Annotated in this window: 21 protein-coding genes; 12 read left to right on the top strand and 9 right to left on the bottom strand. The window is 45.4% G+C overall.

The window, feature by feature from the left end; translation table 11 throughout:
• Nucleotides 1-12 precede the first annotated feature (12 nt).
• The 3 genes from QFZ81_RS26600 to QFZ81_RS26590 are packed head-to-tail and all read left to right on the top strand — an operon-like array spanning nt 13 to nt 3147.
• Nucleotides 13-1350, top strand: a complete 1338-nt coding sequence (locus QFZ81_RS26600) for a hemolysin family protein (protein ID WP_307439809.1) — start codon at nt 13-15, stop codon at nt 1348-1350.
• Nucleotides 1351-1364: 14 nt separating this feature from the next.
• Nucleotides 1365-2411 (top strand): sporulation integral membrane protein YtvI, encoded by a 1047-nt coding sequence (gene ytvI / locus QFZ81_RS26595; protein ID WP_307439810.1) that lies wholly within the window; start codon nt 1365-1367, stop codon nt 2409-2411.
• Nucleotides 2412-2439: 28 nt separating this feature from the next.
• Entirely contained in the window at nt 2440-3147 is a 708-nt protein-coding gene (locus QFZ81_RS26590) for an HAD family hydrolase (RefSeq protein WP_307439813.1), read from the top strand.
• Between the two features lie 74 nt (nt 3148-3221).
• On the opposite strand, the gene QFZ81_RS26585 is transcribed toward QFZ81_RS26590, so the two are convergent.
• Nucleotides 3222-3914 (bottom strand): C40 family peptidase, encoded by a 693-nt coding sequence (locus QFZ81_RS26585; RefSeq protein ID WP_307439815.1) that lies wholly within the window; start codon nt 3912-3914, stop codon nt 3222-3224.
• A 212-nt stretch (nt 3915-4126) separates the two neighbouring features.
• On the opposite strand from QFZ81_RS26585, the gene QFZ81_RS26580 reads away from it, so the two are divergent.
• Genes QFZ81_RS26580 through QFZ81_RS26570 form a run of 3 tightly spaced genes read left to right on the top strand, consistent with a single transcriptional unit; the run spans nt 4127 to nt 5211 of the window.
• On the top strand, nt 4127-4363 hold the full coding sequence (locus tag QFZ81_RS26580) for a spore coat associated protein CotJA (protein ID WP_307439817.1): 237 nt from the start codon (nt 4127-4129) through the stop codon (nt 4361-4363).
• Nucleotides 4360-4626 (top strand): spore coat protein CotJB, encoded by a 267-nt coding sequence (locus QFZ81_RS26575; protein ID WP_307439819.1) that lies wholly within the window; start codon nt 4360-4362, stop codon nt 4624-4626. The genes QFZ81_RS26580 and QFZ81_RS26575 overlap by 4 nt, the downstream gene beginning before the upstream one ends.
• Nucleotides 4627-4641: 15 nt before the next feature.
• A complete protein-coding gene (locus tag QFZ81_RS26570; RefSeq protein ID WP_060645668.1) occupies nt 4642-5211 on the top strand; it encodes a manganese catalase family protein in 570 nt (189 codons plus the stop codon).
• Nucleotides 5212-5791: 580 nt separating this feature from the next.
• Here the strand turns inward: QFZ81_RS26570 and QFZ81_RS26565 are convergent.
• The 3 genes from QFZ81_RS26565 to nagB form a co-directional block, all read right to left on the bottom strand.
• The gene (locus QFZ81_RS26565) at nt 5792-6550 is read right to left on the bottom strand and encodes a YdcF family protein (protein ID WP_307605379.1); all 759 of its coding nucleotides are present in this window, start codon (nt 6548-6550) and stop codon (nt 5792-5794) included.
• A gap of 178 nt (nt 6551-6728) precedes the next feature.
• Complete coding sequence (gene nagA, locus QFZ81_RS26560; RefSeq protein ID WP_307605378.1) at nt 6729-7901, bottom strand: N-acetylglucosamine-6-phosphate deacetylase; 1173 nt, start codon at nt 7899-7901, stop codon at nt 6729-6731.
• Complete coding sequence (gene nagB / locus QFZ81_RS26555) at nt 7898-8626, bottom strand: glucosamine-6-phosphate deaminase (RefSeq protein ID WP_307605377.1); 729 nt, start codon at nt 8624-8626, stop codon at nt 7898-7900. Before nagB ends, nagA begins: the two co-directional genes overlap by 4 nt.
• Before the next feature lie 266 nt (nt 8627-8892).
• Here nagB and QFZ81_RS26550 point away from each other — a divergent pair, with 266 nt between their 5' ends.
• From QFZ81_RS26550 to QFZ81_RS26535, 4 genes are all read left to right on the top strand, one after another.
• Nucleotides 8893-9561: an HAD family hydrolase gene (locus tag QFZ81_RS26550; protein ID WP_307605376.1), complete on the top strand. Its 669-nt coding sequence runs from the start codon at nt 8893-8895 to the stop codon at nt 9559-9561.
• Nucleotides 9562-9637: 76 nt separating this feature from the next.
• A complete protein-coding gene (locus QFZ81_RS26545) occupies nt 9638-9862 on the top strand; it encodes a spore germination protein (protein WP_307439945.1) in 225 nt (74 codons plus the stop codon).
• Nucleotides 9863-10072: 210 nt separating this feature from the next.
• Nucleotides 10073-11071, top strand: a complete 999-nt coding sequence (locus tag QFZ81_RS26540; RefSeq protein ID WP_307605375.1) for a cation diffusion facilitator family transporter — start codon at nt 10073-10075, stop codon at nt 11069-11071.
• A 29-nt stretch (nt 11072-11100) separates the two neighbouring features.
• The gene (locus QFZ81_RS26535) at nt 11101-11475 is read left to right on the top strand and encodes an ArsR/SmtB family transcription factor (protein WP_373462591.1); all 375 of its coding nucleotides are present in this window, start codon (nt 11101-11103) and stop codon (nt 11473-11475) included.
• A gap of 45 nt (nt 11476-11520) precedes the next feature.
• Here the strand turns inward: QFZ81_RS26535 and QFZ81_RS26530 are convergent, their stop codons facing one another.
• The 5 genes from QFZ81_RS26530 to QFZ81_RS26510 form a co-directional block, all read right to left on the bottom strand.
• Nucleotides 11521-12654 carry a YheC/YheD family endospore coat-associated protein gene (locus QFZ81_RS26530; protein WP_307439949.1) on the bottom strand — a complete coding sequence of 378 codons (1134 nt, stop codon included), beginning with the start codon at nt 12652-12654 and terminating at the stop codon, nt 11521-11523.
• Nucleotides 12655-12660: 6 nt separating this feature from the next.
• Nucleotides 12661-13788 carry a YheC/YheD family endospore coat-associated protein gene (locus tag QFZ81_RS26525; protein ID WP_307439951.1) on the bottom strand — a complete coding sequence of 376 codons (1128 nt, stop codon included), beginning with the start codon at nt 13786-13788 and terminating at the stop codon, nt 12661-12663.
• Complete coding sequence (locus QFZ81_RS26520) at nt 13788-15152, bottom strand: YheC/YheD family endospore coat-associated protein (protein ID WP_307439953.1); 1365 nt, start codon at nt 15150-15152, stop codon at nt 13788-13790. Before QFZ81_RS26520 ends, QFZ81_RS26525 begins: the two co-directional genes overlap by 1 nt.
• Before the next feature lie 100 nt (nt 15153-15252).
• Complete coding sequence (locus QFZ81_RS26515; RefSeq protein WP_307439956.1) at nt 15253-16380, bottom strand: YheC/YheD family endospore coat-associated protein; 1128 nt, start codon at nt 16378-16380, stop codon at nt 15253-15255.
• Between the two features lie 9 nt (nt 16381-16389).
• Nucleotides 16390-17766, bottom strand: coding sequence for a YheC/YheD family endospore coat-associated protein (locus QFZ81_RS26510; protein ID WP_307439957.1), 1377 nt, complete (start codon nt 17764-17766; stop codon nt 16390-16392).
• Nucleotides 17767-18052: 286 nt separating this feature from the next.
• On the opposite strand from QFZ81_RS26510, the gene QFZ81_RS26505 reads away from it, so the two are divergent.
• Both QFZ81_RS26505 and QFZ81_RS26500 read left to right on the top strand, forming a co-directional pair.
• Nucleotides 18053-18388 (top strand): YlbF family regulator, encoded by a 336-nt coding sequence (locus QFZ81_RS26505; RefSeq protein WP_307439959.1) that lies wholly within the window; start codon nt 18053-18055, stop codon nt 18386-18388.
• 189 nt (nt 18389-18577) lie between these two features.
• Nucleotides 18578-19633, top strand: a complete 1056-nt coding sequence (locus tag QFZ81_RS26500; RefSeq protein ID WP_307439961.1) for an acyltransferase — start codon at nt 18578-18580, stop codon at nt 19631-19633.
• The last annotated feature ends 148 nt before the right edge of the window (nt 19634-19781 follow it).

Here is a 19781-nt window from a genome sequence, read left to right as displayed (position 1 = left end):
GGAGATATACGCTTGCCACATACTTCGTTTGATTTCGGTTCCATTGTTCTTAACCTGATAGTAGTCATTATATTAGTCCTGCTCAATGGTTTCTTCGTTGCTGCTGAATTTGCGCTTGTGAAGGTTCGACAATCCCGCATTCAACAGTTAGTCAATGAAGGCAGCGGCAAAGCAAAGTATGCCATCAAGGTAACGTCGCAGCTAGATACTTATTTATCAGCAACACAATTGGGGATTACACTTGCCTCTTTGGGACTAGGCTGGGTTGGTGAGCCTGCCATCTCGGAGTTGATCATGGAGCCCCTCTTACATAAACTTCAAGTAGAGACTTCGGTGTATACGACGACCTTGTCTTTCATTGTTTCATTTGGATTTATTACGTTCCTGCACATTGTGCTCGGTGAACTAGCTCCGAAATCGTTCGCGATTCAAAAAGCGGAATTAACCTCGTTATGGCTTTCAGCTCCGCTGTTATTCTTCTACAGGCTGTTTCGCCCGATTATCTGGCTGCTGAATGGTACAGCAAATAAATTTCTATCATGGATTGGTGTAGAACCAGCAAGCGAGCATGAGGCCGCCCATACAGAGGAAGAGATTCGTATCCTGATGGATGAGAGTGTCAAAAGCGGCCATATCGATCAAGATGAAATGGTGCTTTTCGATAATATTTTTGAATTCTCAGAACGTATTGCTCGTGAGGTTATGCTGCCGCGGACGGATATGGATTGTCTATTCCTAGAGCTAAGCTTCATTGATAATTTACGTATGGTCCATGAGACGAAGCATACACGTTACCCTGTAGCTGATCAGGATAAGGACAACATAGTTGGTTTCGTTCACATTGCTGATTTACTGACAGCTGATCCGGATGAAGAGCAGGAAATTAAAAACTTTATTCGTCCAATTCTCAATGTTCCAGAGTCGATGGAAGTCAGTCGTGTATTGAAATTAATGCAGAAAAAACATTCCCAACTTGCTATCGTTATTGATGAATACGGTGGTACTGCAGGACTTCTAGCACTAGGGGACATTCTGGAGGAGATTGTTGGCGAGATGCACGATGAGTTCGATATCGATGAGCGGCCAGGTGTTGAGGTGAAAGATAAGTATACGTCCGTAGACGGCCGTGTCCTGATTGAAGACTTGAACGACATGCTGGATCTGGACATCGATGACGATGATGTGGACTCTATCGGGGGTTGGTTGTTTAAGAAGCTTGAAGGTGCGCCTGTAAAAGGCAAAAGAGTAGCTTTCGGCAACCACGTGTTTGAAGTATCCGAAGTAGATCGACTGCGTATCGTGCGCATTCACATAACGAAAATCAACGCTGTCAGACCTGTAGATGAATAAGCGGAGGAGACCTGATGTCGCCTAAGACAATCATAATCATGGTGCTTGGATTGCTGCTATTGTACGGATTGTTTACCATAGGCTTGCCATTCTTACTCGCGCTCGTGACAGCTATTTTCTTGGACCCTTTAACCGTGCTTCTCATGCGTGCTGCAAGGGTGAACCGATTGATTGCAGCTACGATCATTTGTACCCTCTTTACGCTGCTGACGCTGACCTTATTTTATTTCATTGGGTTAAATGTCGTCACAGAGCTCATTGACCTTGGCCGCAAAGCGCCAAATTATATGGATGAAGTGAATAAGTATATGGATCAAGCTGTCAACCGCACACAATTGTTCTATGATTCCTTGTCACCAGACATGGCGGCTCAAGTGCAAACTTGGCTGGAAAGCAGTACAGAAACCTTAACAGGGGCGTTAACCAATGTATTAAGCGGCATTTCTGGCTTCTTTTTAAATATGGCTGGAAAAATTCCAAATTTATTTATTTTAATGCTCATGTACGTCATTGCTTTATACTTGTTTATGTTTAGTTTACCAAAGCTTAGGATGTCTTTTCTGTCCATGTTCGAAGAGCATTCCAAAGGAAAGATGGAGAACGTGCTGACTTACCTGCGGGAAGCTATCTTTGGCTTCATTCGAGCTCAGCTCATCATGGCCGTATTAACTTATTTGGTCACTTTTATAGGCTTACTGGTCTTACGAGCTGAATATCCGCTAGCCATTTCCTTATTGGTGATGGTTATGGAATTCGTTCCCGTGATTGGTACTGGGCTTGTGTTTATTCCTTGGCTCGTCTATCAACTGCTGATTGGACACACGGGAATGGGTGTGGGATTGTTAATCCTATTCCTTGTTTTGACGATATTCCGCCGCATTGTAGAGCCTAAAGTACTCAGTGATGCTGTTGGAATTAATGCGCTTGCTGCTTTGATCAGTTTGTACGTTGGTTTTGAATTATTAGGAATAACAGGTCTCTTTCTAGGGCCGTTGGTTGTTATTATTTATCAAGCTATGCGTAAAGCTGGCTTGTTGAACTTAAATATTAAGCTGGATTGAGCCGCAGTATATGAACAGGGTGGTAGGAATGAAGTTAATTTTATTTGATTTGGATGATACGCTGTTTGACTTCTCAAGTACGTGGAATGTCGTGATGAAAAAGATGTTTGCGGAACATGAAGTGACAAAGGAGTATGACAACGAGGCGTTCTTTTCTGCATTTCAAAAGAAAAGCGACGAGCTATATTACCTATATGAGCAGCGCATTTGCACTGTTGAAGCGTACCGCAACCGAAGGCTGATCGAAACATTAGCTGACCATCAGTACACGATGTCGGAAGATGAGGCAGAAGCTTTCAACTTACAATACATCCAACTATATGAAAATAGCTTAGCGCCCGATCCTCACGTGTTGGAGCTGCTGCTGAAGCTCAAGGAACGTTATCAGCTAGGAATCATTACGAATGGACCTCACGATATGCAAGAGGGTAAAATAGTGCGTCTAGGTCTGAAGGAATTGTTTCCTCCCGAGCAGGTGTGGATCTCTAATGTCGTTGGAATGGCCAAGCCTGATCCGCGTATTTATCAACTGGCTCTTGATTATTTCAATGTGCTGCCAGAGGACACCTTATTCGTAGGTGACTCCTGGGAAGCGGATGTAGCTGGTCCGCTGCAAATAGGCATGAAGGCAGTTTGGCTCAATAAATATGGTAAAACACCTCCTGCCTCCGACTCCGATAAGAAACCGCTCGCGATCGTTAGTCAGCTTCATGAACTTATTGATTTTCTAAATTAATGCTCCCTCAAATGCTGCTTACTTAAAAAAGTCCCTGCTTCATTGCCAAATGGCAACGCGGCAGGGACTTTTTTTCAATATACGCGCTTGGCTCCTAAATATTTAGGTCCCCAATACGAATTCATCATACTCTGAGGGTAAATGCCAGCTGACCTAGTAGCTGATAAGAACTGCCCATTCCCTAAGTAGAAGCCTACATGGTCTACCACTCCCGGAGCTGCAATTGCAAAGAAAACCAAGTCGCCTGGCTGCAAATTAGGTTGATTTACAGAGATTCCTGAATCAAAAAGGCTTTTAGACGTTGTCCGCACAGCGGGTATCCCATGCTTGTTGAACATGAAGTATACAAAGCCAGAGCAATCAAAGCCTTGCGGGGTCACACCTCCCCAAAGATAAGGTACCCGAATGTAGTTCATGGCGTCTTCCAACATCACACGTTTGGTTATTGCATGGGCGATGCTGAGCCTAGTTGAGGCATCTACGATACCCGTAGGAGGAAGAAGATAAGCTTTCTGGTAATCTTTCACTGCTTGTGTGGTTATTGTTCCAAAGTAACCGGTTACAGTTGGATATGTAAAAAAACCGAGGAACTTCAAGTTTCTCTGCAGCCCTGTTACAGAGGAACTCGTCATTCCTTGTGTCAAAGTAGTGCTGCTGGTTGTTGAGGTAGCAGTAGCGGCAGAAACAGGAGATAAGGGAAATATGCTGCTTACGGAGGTTGTTACGAATATTGCGGCAGTTGCGAGAAACAGCTTTGGTGTAGTCATCGTAGTTCCCTCCATAGTATATACGTAGATTCTTACAAATCGTCATCTGACAACGATTGATCTCATTGTAGCTGTCAACGATTAACCCATACAATATGGAAATGTTGGAAAACATGTGATTTTGGCCAAGTCATGCCGCATATAACGAGCATATAGGCCACTGTTGCTACGCCTGATTTCATTTACTCCCAAGACAGAAGAGGAGGAGAGATATGCATATGCATTCGCATTCGCAATTTAAAAAATATTTCCCATTTATCGGTCCATTTGATCCTTGTCCACCCATTCGAGTGAAGTTTTACAACACGCCGCCACAATTATATATCCACTTTCAACCACCCGGTTTGCCACAGTTTAGCCCCTATGAAGCACTGAAGAAAGGAACGCTCTGGCCGGCGCTTTACGGCCCTTATGAGTCTAAAGCGGTAGAAGGAGGCCCATTGACATGAGTGAACCCATGTTGCCAGACTTGTATTACAGACAGCTTCACGATCTGCAAGCCGTAGATTTCGTCTTAGTTGAGCTGACGCTGTATTTAGATACTCATCCTGATGACCTGGGTGCCATTCAACAATACAATCAATTCGCACAAAAGAGGAAACAAATTGCCGGGCAATTTGAGATGGAATTTGGCCCTTTGATGCAATACGGTCATAGTTACACAAAACAACCTTGGCAGTGGTGTGAACCTCCATGGCCATGGCAAGTCTGAGAAGGAGGAGAGCGCATGTGGATTTATGAAAAAAAGCTGCAGTATCCGGTCAGAGTCAGTAAATGCGACCCTCGGATGGCAAAACTTCTGCTCGAGCAATATGGTGGCGCTGATGGGGAGCTTGCTGCGGCACTACGATACTTGAATCAACGCTATTCGATCCCAGACAAGGTGGTGGGGCTGCTAACGGACATTGGGACGGAGGAGTTTGCCCATTTAGAAATGATTGCAACGATGGTGTATAAGCTTACAAAAGACGCAACCATCGATCAACTGAAGGCCGCTGGTCTGGACGATCACTATGTGAGCCACGACAAAGCGCTCTTCTATCAGAATGCATCCGGTGTACCTTGGACGGCCGCCTACATACAAGCCAAAGGAGACCCCATAGCGGACCTCTATGAGGATATTGCCGCAGAAGAGAAAGCAAGAGCCACCTATCAATGGTTGATTGATGTAACCGATGACGTTGACCTGCAGGACAGTCTAAAGTTCCTCCGCGAGCGGGAGATTGTGCATTCCCTGCGATTTAGAGAAGCTGTTGAAATTTTGAAGGATGATCGGGAAGCACAGAAGGTTTTTTAAGCAGGAGGTGAGGGCTAGGACGAGGTAGCTAGGATTAGGGATAAAAAAAGCGGGCCGTGGGCCTGCTTTTTGCTGTTAATCAGACGATGTTTATTATTGCTGACGGATGCTATCTTAGTCGACAGTAGAGATAAGCTCGCATTCTGAGCTTGTCTCAGTGAATTTCCGAGCTTACCTCGCTTACCTCGCTTACTTTAGGATCGGAAACCGAGCTTATCACAAGCACCACTGGTCGAAAGAGCGTTTTTCTGAGCCTATTTGCCAATTCTGCGTTTCATCCTCTTCTGTAAGCTCCGAAACCGACTTCTCAGCCGACATCCACTTACTTGATCGCTGCTCTCGCTTACTTTTAGGCTCCGAAACCGCGCTTATCTCAAGCGCGACTAGATGAAAGATCGGTATCGGAGCCTATTCGCCAGGCAGTACAAGAGAGAGTGGGGAGGGGAGAAAAATTGAAAACCTCAGCAGCAACGGAAGCAAAGGATGTAAGGATGTAAAAGAATGCAAAAGAAGAATGTAAAATGATGCATTGGTGCAAAAGAAAGCCATCTATTACTTGTGCGCAATAAGCCGCCAGCCACTAATTGTTCCTGGCTGCAAACAAGCCTAAGAATTCCTTCAGCGCAATCGTTGTGGTGGATAAACCGCTGGAAGAAGGAATGAATTTGTTGATACTGAGGTACTGCTTCTGCTGAGAAATATAGTCGGTAGGGTACGGGACTACGTCTATTTTGAGCTTTTGGAATTGCTTGACAGATCGGGGCATGTGGAAGGCAGATGTGATGAGTATTGGAGCTTTCCAGCCTTTTTCTGAGAGAATAGCTTGTGTATTCACGGCATTTTCCTCGGTATTGCGACTCTTATCGTCCATGGAGATGGACGATTCGGGAACACCAAGCGCGAGAAGGTGCCGTTTGGCGATCTGAGATTCATTGCCCGAGTCACGAAACACTTGACCGCCAGACAAAAGGATGGGCAGTTTTGTACTTCGATATAGTTCAGCAACCGTTAATACACGCGCGGCCGTGTTTCCTGTCAGATATCCTTCCCCTTTGGTAAGAGGGTCTGGATTATCCAAGGTTGCGCCTCCAGTTAGTAGAACTAGCACGTCGCCGGACACTTGAACTGGTGGTGTGTACCTTCTTTCGATGGAATTTAGTAATGAATTGCCGAAATAAGGCATGGAGGATATGCCTAGAAGAAGTGCGGCTAGGCCTACAAGAAGTGTGCCGAGGTACTCCTTTTTTTGCTTTAGCCATAGAGCTATAGCCAAAAGGAGAAGTATGATAATTCCAGGAGGGAATAATAGGGTGTAAGCGATTTTTATCAAATAAATCATATCAGGCTTCAAACCCTTTCTTGTGTGAGCTCAAGTATGGTGTTAGGGGTTTTCGACAAAAGTTGGTATTTTCCTGCAAATTTACAAGAGCTTCAAAGAGGCCAGATGAAAAAAGCCCCGGCTTCGCGATTAGAACGAAGTCGGGGCTAGTATCAACGAATATGTGCGTCAAGCCAACTTAATCTATAATTTCTTTGCCGCGAACCCATACATGTTCGAGCTCTAATTCAGGGCTGACGAGCAGCAAGTCAGCCAGCTTGCCCTTCGCAATCGAGCCGTGCGACGCCTCGAGGCGCAGCAGCCTCGCAGGGTTGCCGCTTGCGAAGCGGCTCGCGTCTTCGACGCTGACTCCGACCTCGCGCACCATAAACCGGAGCGCCTCGATCATCGTCAGCGTACTGCCGGCGAGCGCGCCGCCTTCCGTCAGCCGGGCTACGCCCAACTGTACGGTCACGGCTTGCCCGCCCAGCTCGTACTGCCCGTCGCCGAGTCCCGCGGCTGACATGGCGTCCGTGATCAGCAGCAAGCCATGCGGCTGCTTCACCATCGCCAGCAGGCGAATCGCTGCTGGGTGCACGTGGTGCCCATCAGCGATCACTTCGCCGCTGATGCGTTCGTCGGTGAGTATCGCACCGACGGTTCCGGGTTCGCGATGATGCAGAGGCTTCATCGCGTTGTAGGTGTGCACCGCATGCGTAAGCCCTTCGCGAACCGCCGACTGAATGTCGGCATAGGTCGCGTCAGTGTGGCCGCAGGCGGCAACGATGCCATGATCGCGCAGCCACGCGATCATCTCAAGGCCCCCCTCGCGTTCGGGGGCCAGGGTTAACTGCTTCATGAGCTGAGGATAGCGCTCATGCCAGTCTTCGATCCATGAAAGCTGTGGCGGCACCATAAGGTTCGGATCTTGTGCGCCTGCCCATTTGGGTGAGATGAAAGGACCCTCCAGATGTACGCCAAGAAGCTGAGCGTATGGCATCTCTTGGCGCTTATAGCGGTCTACTTCACTAAGCACCCGATCAATCGCCTCTCGAGTCGCTGTCATCGTCGTAGCTAGCATGGAGGTTGTGCCGTGTAAGGCATGAAACCGAGTAATAATGTCAAGTGTCTCTGGATTCGAATCCATGAAATCGGCGCCGTATCCACCATGTACGTGAACATCGATGAATCCTGGTAACAACCAGCTTCCATGGGCATCGACTGACCTAGCGGCAGAACCGGCAGCTGATGGGTCCCAGTCGGACATATCGCCAACAAAAACGATGAAGCCATCCTTCACATGAAGGATGCCTCGCTCGATGATTCCCTGCTCCGTAACGATTTTAGCCCCCGAAATCACAAGTTCACTCATTCAAAAAGCCTCCCCGCCTCAGCATCAAGAAGAACGACAAGGTGTGGGTGAGTTTGCAAAAGGGTCGCCGGAATTTCCGTTGTAATCGGACCTGTAAGAGCGCGATGTACGATCTCGGCTTTATCGGCTCCACGAACGATCAGCAGGATCGTTTTGGCTTTCAAAATGGTGCCTACACCCATGGTTAAGGCATGCGTCGGAACTTCATCAATGGAGTTAAAGTAACGTGCATTCGCTTCGCGAGTCTCCGCTTTTAATTCTACACGGTGTGTACCGCTGATCAAGGAATGATCGGGTTCATTAAAACCAATATGCCCGTTATGGCCTAGGCCTAGAATTTGCAAATCGATCTGTTTCGCTTCTTCCAAAAGTTGGTTGTAACGCTCGCATTCCGCATCTAAATCTGTTGAATTTCCGTTGGGGATATGGGCCCCAGCAGCAGGTAAATCAATATGTGCAAACAAATGCTGCTGCATATAAGCGTGATAGCTCTCTGGGTGATCTACCGGTAAGCCGACATATTCATCTAAATTAAAGGTTGAGACAGATTTAAAGCTAACTCGTCCTTTATCGTAAGCCTTAACAAGCTCCTCATAAATGCCTACAGGTGTTCCACCTGTGGCTAGACCTAATACCGCTTTAGGCTGCATTTGGACAAGCGAGGTAATAATGCCAGCTCCTGCTTCATTTAGCTCTTGTTGATTTTGAAAAATATGAAGGTTCATGATCGTCTTCCTCACTTTCAAAGATAAGTTATCCAATAGGGATGTTTGCAAGATGTAATACCTATTTTGATTAATTATGATAGGATTTTGCATGAAAATATCATTTTCAAAACAAATTACTCTCATTTCAATCATAACTGAATTTTTTCTTATCGGCAACAGGCTTTTTCCTAAATATGAATATTGACTTACATGGGTATGTTTGCCATTCTTATCTAAGATCATAACAATTATTTTCGAAACTTAGCATAAGAAGGAGCTTGATAATGAGTAATCAGAGAAACCAACCTGAAGCAATGCTTTTTGACTTGGATGGAACATTATTTCAGACGGAGACCTTACTTCTGCCTGCTTACCATAAGACGTTTGATGAGCTTAGAGCTAAAGGTCTTTTTGCCGGTGAGACTCCACCAGAAGAGCGAATCTTGGGGGCGCTAGGCATGCTTCTTGAGCACATTTGGGAGCGGGTATTACCGGATTCACAGATGCGAACTCGTCAGGAAGCAGATAAGCTGTTGATCAAGTATCAAATGGAGGGACTACAGAAGGGGCAAGGCGATCTTTATAAAGGAGTAGCTGAAACCTTACAAGTTTTACATAGCAAAGGAATTCGTTTATTTGTCGCAAGCAATGGACTCGAAGATTATGTGCGGCATGTTATTGAAGCCAAAGGTTTAGCGCATTTATTCGAAGGTTTGTACAGTGCAGGGCAATATCGAACGAGATCCAAGGTGGATTTAGTAAAAATACTTCTGGAAACACATCATATCCAATCAGCGTGGATGGTTGGCGATCGCTCCTCCGATGTAGAGGCAGGACTTCAGAATAACCTAACCGTAGCCGCTTGTGATTATGCAGGCTTTCGTGAGTCGGGAGAGCTAGATGGTGCGCATATACGAATCCGCAGCTTCGTCGAATTGCTTGAATATTTGTAATTAAGGGTAAGCTGTCGCAAACACGGCTAGATGGGCATACACTGTAGAACTTTGATAGGTAAAGGTGATGATCAGAATGCCTTCTTTTATAGGAATATTCAATATTATCAGGAATGAAGGAAGTCTGGTGAACGGCGATACTTGTGTGATTGCTCCGACAAGTGCATCCAAATCGTATGCTGGCAGCGGCGGTGCAATTACGGGAGATTTCGGGGTATCCAATACGCTGTTTAGTGCGACGATCACGTTTGACCCGGATGGGATAGAGGCGGGAGCGAACAAAACAGCATCAGGGACATAACGGTTCCAATATTTGGTTAGATCGATTCAGGCTCATGTGAAAGTGAGCAAATGAATCGATCTTTCTTTTTTTGGAAGAAACGATATTGACATCAGTCTGTTTAACTTACTATTATGTATATATGAGTATATGCTCATATATAGTGAAGCCATATATAAAGCAAATGGCAGCACTCCATTCAAAAGGATTTAGAGTCAGGGAGGGAATTCCATGCAGCATCATGAGTCTGAAGTACAGTCACATCAACACAAAGATCACTCTAATTGCAGCGGTCATGTGGGTCATCAAGGACACGATCACGCTCACCATGGACATCATCATGGACATCACCACCATGGCCACAGCGGAAATAAACAGGGACTCCTTATTGCGCTATGTATAACAGCGAGCATCATGATTTTAGAGTTTGTAGGTGGACTATGGACCAATAGTCTGGCGCTGCTCTCGGATTCAGGCCATATGTTAAGCGATGCAGGCTCTCTTGTTTTAAGTCTCACCGCCCTTTGGTTCGCAGCCAAGCCATCATCAGCTCATAAATCCTATGGCTTTCATAGAATTGAAATCCTAGCGGCTCTATTCAACGCTGTCACACTATTTGTGATAGCAGGGCTCATTATCTGGGAAGCAGTTGGGCGATTTATGAATCCTCCTACTGTCGCCAGTGGTTCGATGATGCTCATTGCATGCGTCGGTTTAATGGCGAATTTACTTAGTGCTTGGGCACTTATGCGTAAAGGGGATGTGCATGGCAATCTCAATCTGCGCAGCGCTTATCTGCATATTCTAGGTGATGCTTTGGGGTCTGTGGGAGCAATCTTAGCCGGTGGGGCTATGCTGGTCTTCGGTTGGTATGCGGCTGATCCAATCATTAGTATTATTGTGTCTTTACTTATTCTTAAGGGGGCTTGGACCGTCCTGAAATCGACGATTCATATATTGATGGAGGGAACTCCTGCCTCTGTTTCTTATGGGGATGTCAAACACGTGCTGGAGAGCATAGATGGTGTTATCAATGTACATGATTTACATATTTGGACGATTACTTCAGGCCTCGATTCTCTGAGCTGCCATTTACTCATTGCCGATGATCGTGATAGTCAGGTAGTCCTCCAAAAAGCTATTCATCAAATAGAGGAAAGATTTCAAATCACTCATGCTACTATTCAAATTGAAAACTCGACTAACGCCCATCCGGAACTAAAAGTATAGCTAAAGTAAAATTCTAAGGAGGGATGATCATGGAAAAAATAGGGATAGAAGCAAGTGAAGGTGAGGACACATGTACTTGTACAGGTGTTGGTTCGGAACAGCTTATGCAGGAACCTCAAATAACGGAGGAGCAGGCGGTAGGGATTGCGGAGGTATTCAAAGCCTTAGGCGATCCGACAAGGGTTAAAATGATCTATTACTTGCAGCATAGGGAGCTATGCGTGCATGATCTTGCAACGCTTCTTGCGATGGGGCAGTCGGCCGTTTCACATCAGCTCCGCTACTTGCGGGATTTGCACATTGTCAAAAGACGTAAAGTGGGGAAAACGGTCTTTTATTCGCTAGACGATGACCATATTGAGCAAATTTTTGTTCAAACATTGGGACATCTTCAGCATATGTAGGCCGGAAGCTGGCTAGTCTTTAGCTGACGCTTCCGATTGCTTGCATTATGATTCGATCTTTTTGTCTTCCGTTTTCTGTTCTTCTATTTTTATTTTCTTTTGTTTCATCATATAGACAGCATATTCAAGTGGCCTTGTAACCGCCTTCTGATAGATCGAATGTTGGCCAATTTTGCGAAAAACTTCTCGTGATGGCTTAGGATTGACTTCAAGCAGCCAAACATTTCCTTTGGGATCTACCGCAATATCCATGCCCAACTCGCACAACTTCCCGAATTTACTTTCCAAATAGTCAGCGAGCTTATATGCGAAGCTGTTCATCTCTTTCTTAATTGCCTCCATTTTTTCTTCGGAAGAAAAACGGTAGGCTAACAATTTATCCTGAGTTACTGCACTACCGCCGCCATGAAGATTCGAAGTGATGCTGCGTTGAGGACCAATTCGGCCCGCACAACCGGTTACTTCCCACTCACCACGGCCATTTTTCTGAATTAGCAAACGATAATCATGCACACGGCCATCCCTCAGTGTTAACTGGATTCCTTGCTGTATCACATAATCTGGGCTCAATTTCAGGGTATGCAGTTTAATGGCAAGCTGTTTTTCCGTGGCGCGGAATGGAGCGATGATGGTTCGCTGTTGATTCCTTCCTTGTAATAGATAAAGATCAGAACCTAGCTGTTCAATTCGTAATATTCCTCTTCCACCCGTGCCATTCTTCGGTTTGACATAGATTAGCTTATGCTTCTTTAGAACCTTCAGCAGCTCCTGCACGGAGCTATATCGTACTGTAGCAGGCAAATAGGGGCGAATGCTCTCATTCTCTGAAAGGGTTTGATGCATCGACCATTTGTTAGCTAAAGGTTTACTTAAATAGGTAAGCTTGGCATGTTGATTACGAAATGCTTTGAGCATCTGATAATTTGCCGCAGCTTTATATCGGCAGCGATCATAAATAATAGGGGGAAAGGAAGTCCGCCTGCGAATCCATTTCCCCAGACCGGAATCATACGTCAGCGTGCGAACGGCGTTGTCACCTTCGACGTCATCCGGGGTAAATACCTCAACTTGAACACCAAGTTTCTTTCCTTCCCTGCTTAGCCGCTGAAAGTAAGAAAGCTCTTCGAGTCGAGTTTTACTTAAATAGATAGCGAGTACGCCTAGTCGTTTCGAAGACAAGCATAATCACCTTCTTCTCCCATTATTGATCAAGTAAAGGCTGTAAAGGATAATGCGTTCAAGTGATTTTTGACGAATTTTGGGTTCATCGAATTTCATTGGTTTCGAATTAGCTTCGAAGAACCAGATGTGTCCTCCGGTATCGACACCAATATCCATAGACATTTCGCCAAGTTGATTGCCGGATGACCTCTCAATTTGCGCAGCGAGGGTAACAGCAGCTTTGCGAACTCGCGCCAAAATATTTTTGGCTTTCGTGGCACCAAACGCAGATGTAAGCAGTTTGCGTGGCTCGTCAATTGATCCGCCGCGAGGTACATGTGTCGTGATGCTAGCTCTACCCGCTACACGAGCTCCAATACCGGATACACTCCAGGCACCTTTGGACGTCTTCTGGACTAAAGCACGTAAATCGTAAGCGCGCTCTTTGTATCTCGTTAAAGCGATACCTTGCTGCACGATATAGTCATGGGTACCACGATGTTTATTCCATTCATTCCACAGCTCATCAGTGGAATTGTGGTAACTATAAGCCATCTTCTTATCTTCTTGGCGGCTCAGCCGATAATTACGACGGCCATTTGCAGTCGTTAATCGATCAATGCGCATAATGCCTCTCCCAGCTTTACCTTTTACTGGTTTTAAGTAGAGAACGGCATGTTTACGCAATAGCTGAGTTAAATCATTTGCCGAGTTTAATTGCTGTGTATCGGGCATATAAGGTTTACTTTCTTTGGCACTATTTAACCATCCGAACAAGGTCCATTTGTTGAAGAAGGAAGGATTGAATAAATGAATGCTGGCGCTGCGATTGCATGCTTGAATGGTTTGCTGGACCTCTGGCTTCATTTCCATCTTACGATAGGGAATACGATTGTATACGACTTGTGGAGCGGGAACGAGTTCCCTGCTCCATTTTTTGGTTTCGGTATTAAAGCGAAAGCCATATATTTCGGGGCTGGATAAGGTGAAGTCCTTCGTAGTTACGATGTATACATCAACACCAAGTCGTTCGCCAGTTTGAATTAAATCCCTGAAATTATCCAGATTGCCGCGAAATACACGCTTACTATCCTTAACGGTGAGAATGGCAAGAGTAGGCTTTTGTCTTATCTCATGCAGGAAGAAGCCCATTAGCTTTCCCTCCTAGAGCGGAAGCGACTCAAAAAGAGGCAGTGCTCGTAAATATTTTGTAAAGTAGCGACGTCGCCTTCTTTCAAAGAGGGATGCTTGAAAATGGATCTCCCCGGTTTGGCATTTGCTTCGAACATCCAGATTTTCTCACTTTGATCAATACCGATATCAAATCCGAGTTCTCCAAGTAAATGGTTATAGTTATTCTCGATGCCCTCGGCGAGCTTAATAGCCGTTTCTTTGGCATTGGTGAGCACTTGCTCCGCGCGAGAGCCGTAGATTTGACGTAGTACCTGTTCTGGTGTCATCAATTGACCGCCATTGCGGATATGGGTGGTAACACTGCCTTTACCAGATTTTTTCGCCCCGATCGCAGCTACAACCCAATTGTTATTACCATTCTTCGTCAAATGGAAGCGGAAATCTATCGGACAGCTATCGATTTCAATGAGACGGATCCCTTGCTGTGCTACGTAGTTCGTTAGGCGACCACGCCCAGTTCCAAGCATTTGCATCAAACCATCGAATTTCCCATAACGAATGAGAACATTTTTACCAGCTTTGCGATAGCGAACGAAGTAACCACGCTTAGGGTTATAAGTCACACGGAAAATACCGATGCCTAGGGAGCCTGCCGTTGGTTTTAAGTAAATGAATTTGTGTTTATCAAGCATTTCCTTAATTTGATCCGCAGAAGGATTGATCCGGGATTCTGGGACGAAGCGGAAAGCATCATCGCCATCTAACATTTTGTAAACGTCCCATTTATCAAAGAAGCTCCAGTTAAAGAGGGGAATCCCTCTTCGAACAAAACGGTCCTTAAAGCCTTCCATACCTGCTGATTTCTCCGCTTTGCGGCTGGACAGCCGATTATAGACTACATCAGGCAATGGGAATGTTTTGCGTACCCAGCCTCCGCCTTCTTTCGGAATAATGCCTGTAACCGTTTCTTGAACCCAATTTACGCTGCTGGGGCTGAATGCGAAAGCGAAAGACTTCGTTGAGGCTGTACTCATAATTTGGCGAATGAATCCAGTTTTTGTACCAAATGGAGATGTACCACTCACTACGTTGGTTAAGATACCAATGAGTGGGCCGATGCGAAGTTCTTTATTATTGCTATTGGCTACGAACACACTCCCTGTTCGAGGAATGCGCAAGGAGGCCATCAGGGAAAACGGAATGTACATATGCTGACCACTTTTTTTGATCAGACGGATCGGTAGGGTCGCTTTTTTACTGCCAACCTTTACAGTTATCGATTTATTGCCGGTTAACCGTAAAGCTTTGACGAGTTCACTTGTTAAGTAGACCGATCTATCTGTTCGTTGTACGGCGTGGAGCATACACGTTGTCAAACTCATTAGGTTACCCTCCTAAACTTGTTGCCCTACGGGGCTTTCCGTGTCAAAACAAGCAGATATGACCATCTGCCTACTTTGGCACATACCAGCAAAGCCAAGCTTAACTCAGCTTTTTGTGGAGTAAGAATCCAGCATAATGTATGGGGTTTGCAATGGATTTCGTGCGTGCTTTCTCGTTACGCATTCGTGCGAAAATCGTCCTGCCCGGCTTCGAGTTCACTTCAAGAATCCACACGCGACCACAGGTATCAATCCCTAGATCAATACCAAGCTCAGCCAGCCGCCCGTGATGAGCTTCCAGAAAAGGAGGAATTCGGCTTGAAAGCATGGCGAGTGTGGCTATAAGCTCATTTGCCTTCGAGTCACCAAACTCCTTGGTAAGGAACGAGGTCACCTCTTTAGCAGTGCCTCCGCCATGTAGATTAGAGGTGATGCTTCCAGGTTTGCCAATACGTACGGCCATGCCGGTACTCTCCCATAACCCACGGCCGTTTTTTTGCACGAGGGAGCGCACATCGTATGCCATTCCCTCGGTTGAATGTAGAGTTAGGTATTCTTGTATCAGATAGGGTCGCATACCAATCAGGTTGCGAAGCCAAACCCAGCACGAATCAAAGTCTTTAAAATCACGCTCTATGGGGTGATTATGGGCATCGCGCCCTTTTATATGAAAAGAGTTGTTATCGTCCATTGTGCTTAGCTTGTGAATGTGCAATGCACCCCTGCCCTGGCTGCCACCCTGTGGTTTGAGGAAAACGTCGCTCCTAGTACGAAGCCATTTTCTCAGTTCGGTGCCACTTGATAGCATGCTCGTTTCAGGCAAATAAAGGTGCAAAGCGCTGTCTTTCTGTAGGATCTGACCCACTTCCCACTTTCCGCTCAAACCATAACCGAGAAAACGAATATGGGGTTTCGCACGCAGCTTGCCAACATGGTAACGGTACTGCCTATAGCTGTGTTTACTGCTAAAGAAGCATCGATCATAGATCAGTGAAGGCAGAGGGAAGAGCTTCATGACCCACTCTTGCGTCTGACTCAGGTAGCTGTAACCTCTCACCATATTCTGCTTCCAATCGATACGATTCGGTGAGAACACGAACACATCTAGGCCCTCGCTATCACCATAAGAAATGAGATGCTCATAAAAGTCCGAACTTGCAAAAGGCAGCCTTCGATTCTGTTCCGTAACCATTATCCCTAACAAGGGACGAGTTGCGCTTAACCGCATGTTTTCACCTCAGAACTTCGCTAAAAAGCGCGAATATTGCACGATTTGTTTCACAGACGGTCTAATTTTCTTTTCAATGTTAAGAGGGGTATTATCATCCTTGGACGGTTTGGAGTTCACTTCGAGCAACCAAACTTTGCCCATTTTATCTACAGCAAGGTCGATTCCTAACTCTCCAAAATGATTTGGGATTTGTGTTTCGATCCCTTTGGCGATGTCTAGAGAAGCCTTGCGCAATCGTCCCAAGACTGAGACACGTGTAGCTGACGAAAATGAAGACTTAGCAAGTGCTCCAGCCGCGGTCGTAAGACTGCCGCCACGAGCCAGGTTAGAGACAAAATGCTGCGTTCCTGCAATTCGGCCAACAATCGACGTTATGGCCCATTGCCCTTGGGCTCCCCGCTGTACAAGCGCTCGGAAATCAACGGGGTTACCGTCTGAAGTAATGAGATCGAGTCCTTGTTGTAATTGATAACGTTGTGTCTTGAGCTTGCCGGATAAGGTCTGGAACACAGCGGTTAGCGAGGAGAAAGATTGTTTGCGAGCCCCAGCGAGGTTCGTAAAATGACAGGTAAAGCCATCTCCTGCTTCCTTGCGAATGCGAATGATTCCTTTACCTAAACTTCCGGTAATCGGTTTAAGGAATAAGACCGGATGGCGTGCGGCCATGGATTTCAACATCTGATAGTTTTTGAAGAGGTAGGATTCGGGTAAATATCCATGGAGAGTGTTATCTTTGCGCAAGGCCTCGAATACTTCCGTTTTGTTCAAATATTTCTCATTAAAGATGTCAGTGGCATGGCGAGCTTTGACGTCTTTCATGAATTGTTGAACATTGGTCATGTTTTCGTATTTGCGCGAGGTAAGTCGATTATAGATGACATTGGGAATCGGAAACGTTTTTTTGCTCCAGGAACCATTGGAATACGAATACGCGGATAGAGTTTGGGCATTGGCACGCATTTCATCAGGAGGAAAAAAGCACACAATAGCCCCAAAAAGGTCACACGCATCCGTCATTTCTTTACAAAAAGCGGTGATAGCACCGAATGGACGATCATTTGAGCCAGCATAAACCCGGCTAATCATTACACCAATCAAGGGTCCGATCGACAAGGTGCTTGTGTTTTGCCTATAATGGAGATTGAGTTGAGCCCCATGATGAAGACCGATTTTGGAAGCGAGAGCAGGGTTTACACGTAAACTGTTCGACGTTGAGGCGGTAACAACTTTGACATCCTGCTGGGCAGAGCCAAATCGCATAGTAATCGTTTGATTGGACGGAACTTTCCATTTTTTTGCAATGGCTTCACTTAGAACAACGGTCCGATCATCCAAATAGATGCTGGTGCCTTGAATGGATATTCCAACTTTCGTCCGGGTCAATAGCGAACACTCCTTCCAGCATGAGAAAACCCCTATCGAGGCCATTCATGGATGATCGACCGCGTTTAAAGGTAGTTTTTATCGCCAATAAGAAAGCTGTTTTCGTTAACCGAAAACTTAATCTTTCTTATGTGGTCAAAAATGGCATTGCTGCTTAAGCAAAGTAAACTACTCCATCATATGAGGACATATTTCCCTTGGTGCCTAGGCATCTGTCCGAAAGTGCCCTTTTATTCGTTGAGAAAGTACATAGGCCGTAACAAATGAAAAATGAGGAGGAAATAAAATGAATGTACATGATAAGGCTTACGAATTGGCAAAAGCAATTAAGGAAAGCAGCGAATATAAGGATATGAAGGAGTTCCGCTCCATCATTAACGGCGATGCATCCAGTAAGAGCTTGTTGGAAGCTTTTCGCAATCGTCAAAATGAGCTGCAGCAGAAAATGGCAGGAGGCGACATGCCGCCGCAAGAGGATATGGAACAATTGCAGAAGTTATATGAGGAGCTCGCGCTCAATCCACGTATTAGCCAATTATTCGACGCGGAGCGCCGATTGTCGATCGTACTGGAAGATGTGCAGCGGATTATTGCTGAGCCGTTAGAAGCCATGTTGAAATAAAAAAGAGTGTATCCCTCGTAGAGAAGTCTAGTGGTCTATTCGTCTAGAAGTCTACTCCTGGGCTACACTCTTTTTTTAGTAAACAATCTAAGAGGAGAATAACTTTTTGCTAGGCTCAATGTTGCGAAAAATCTCGAAACTGTCTATAGTAAAAGGGTATTTATTAGGAAAAGAGGACTTGAAACCGTTATGGCAAAAGCAAAAATCACGGAGCTCGATATCGTTAGAGCCTTCGCAATCCTTGCAGTCGTTCTGATTCATGTTACCGCGGACTGGACAGTGGATCCGGCTTTGAAAGGGAGCAGCACAGAGCTAATCATTTTATTTTTAAACAAAATAAGCTATTTCGCCGTTCCAGTTTTTATTTTCATGAGTGGCATTGTATTGTTCTATATTTATACGGATAATTGGAGTGCGAAACAGGCTGGCATTTTCTACTGGAAACGTGTCCGTCAAGTGTTAGTTCCTTATATCGTTTGGTCCTTCTTCTACTATATATATAATCCTTGGCTTTGGACGCCGGGGCACCCCATTAAGGTTGATCTACGTGTTTTTCTGGAACAGTTAAAATGGGCAGATTCCGGTTATCACTTATATTTCATGATTATTATCGTACAGTTCTACTTGCTGTTTCCGCTGCTAGTTTGGGCTGTTAGAAATGCGCCATGGTTTCGCCGTACGCTGGCACTTTGGGGACTAGCCATTCAAGCGGGCGTTTACATTTACAGCCACTGGTTCGGTACGATTAGTCATAAACCAGAGCTGTGCATAACGTACTTCGGCTATTTCCTTGTGGGTGGTGCAATTGGCATGAACTATGGAGTCTTTCGTTCTTGGATGGAGCGGAACAAAGGTTGGGTGCTGCCAGCTGCACTCCTCAGTGGTTTGGCCTATGTGATGCTTTACTTATTGGGACTAAAAGGATATAAGTTTGAAAATACGTGGTACGAAATTTTATGGCTGCTCTATAGCATTAGCATTGGTGTAAGCTTTATCTGGATCGCGAAATGGCTTCTCCAAAAATCAAGCAGAGTGGCAAGCTTCTTCGTCTCGCTAGGCTCGGTGTCATTTGGTGTCTACTTGATGCATCCAGCGTTGTTATCACTATGGAAATATAAAGTAAATATGCCTGGCTCGATTTTACTTTTTAACGTGTATAATGGGATCGTTTTAGTGCTGATTGTTGCGATACCGTGGGTACTCACGCTGTTATATAGAAAAGTAAGAAAAGTGTTGTCGATATGATAGAGATGAGGACCCAGTTGGTTGGGTCTTTTTTTTAAAAAAATAGATAAGAATTTATATGTTTTGGGTAAGGGGTAAGCGAAGCTTACCCCTTTTTTAACGATCTGGCGAAGCACGCGCCATCGAAAACCAGCTGAGAAGTCGAAAA

The sequence above is a fragment of the Paenibacillus sp. V4I9 genome (assembly GCF_030817295.1).
In the GTDB taxonomy this organism is placed as follows: Bacteria; Bacillota; Bacilli; order Paenibacillales; family NBRC-103111; genus Paenibacillus_E.
The sequence above is the reverse complement of the archived record's forward strand: the minus strand, read 5'-3'. Positions and strand labels throughout refer to the sequence as shown.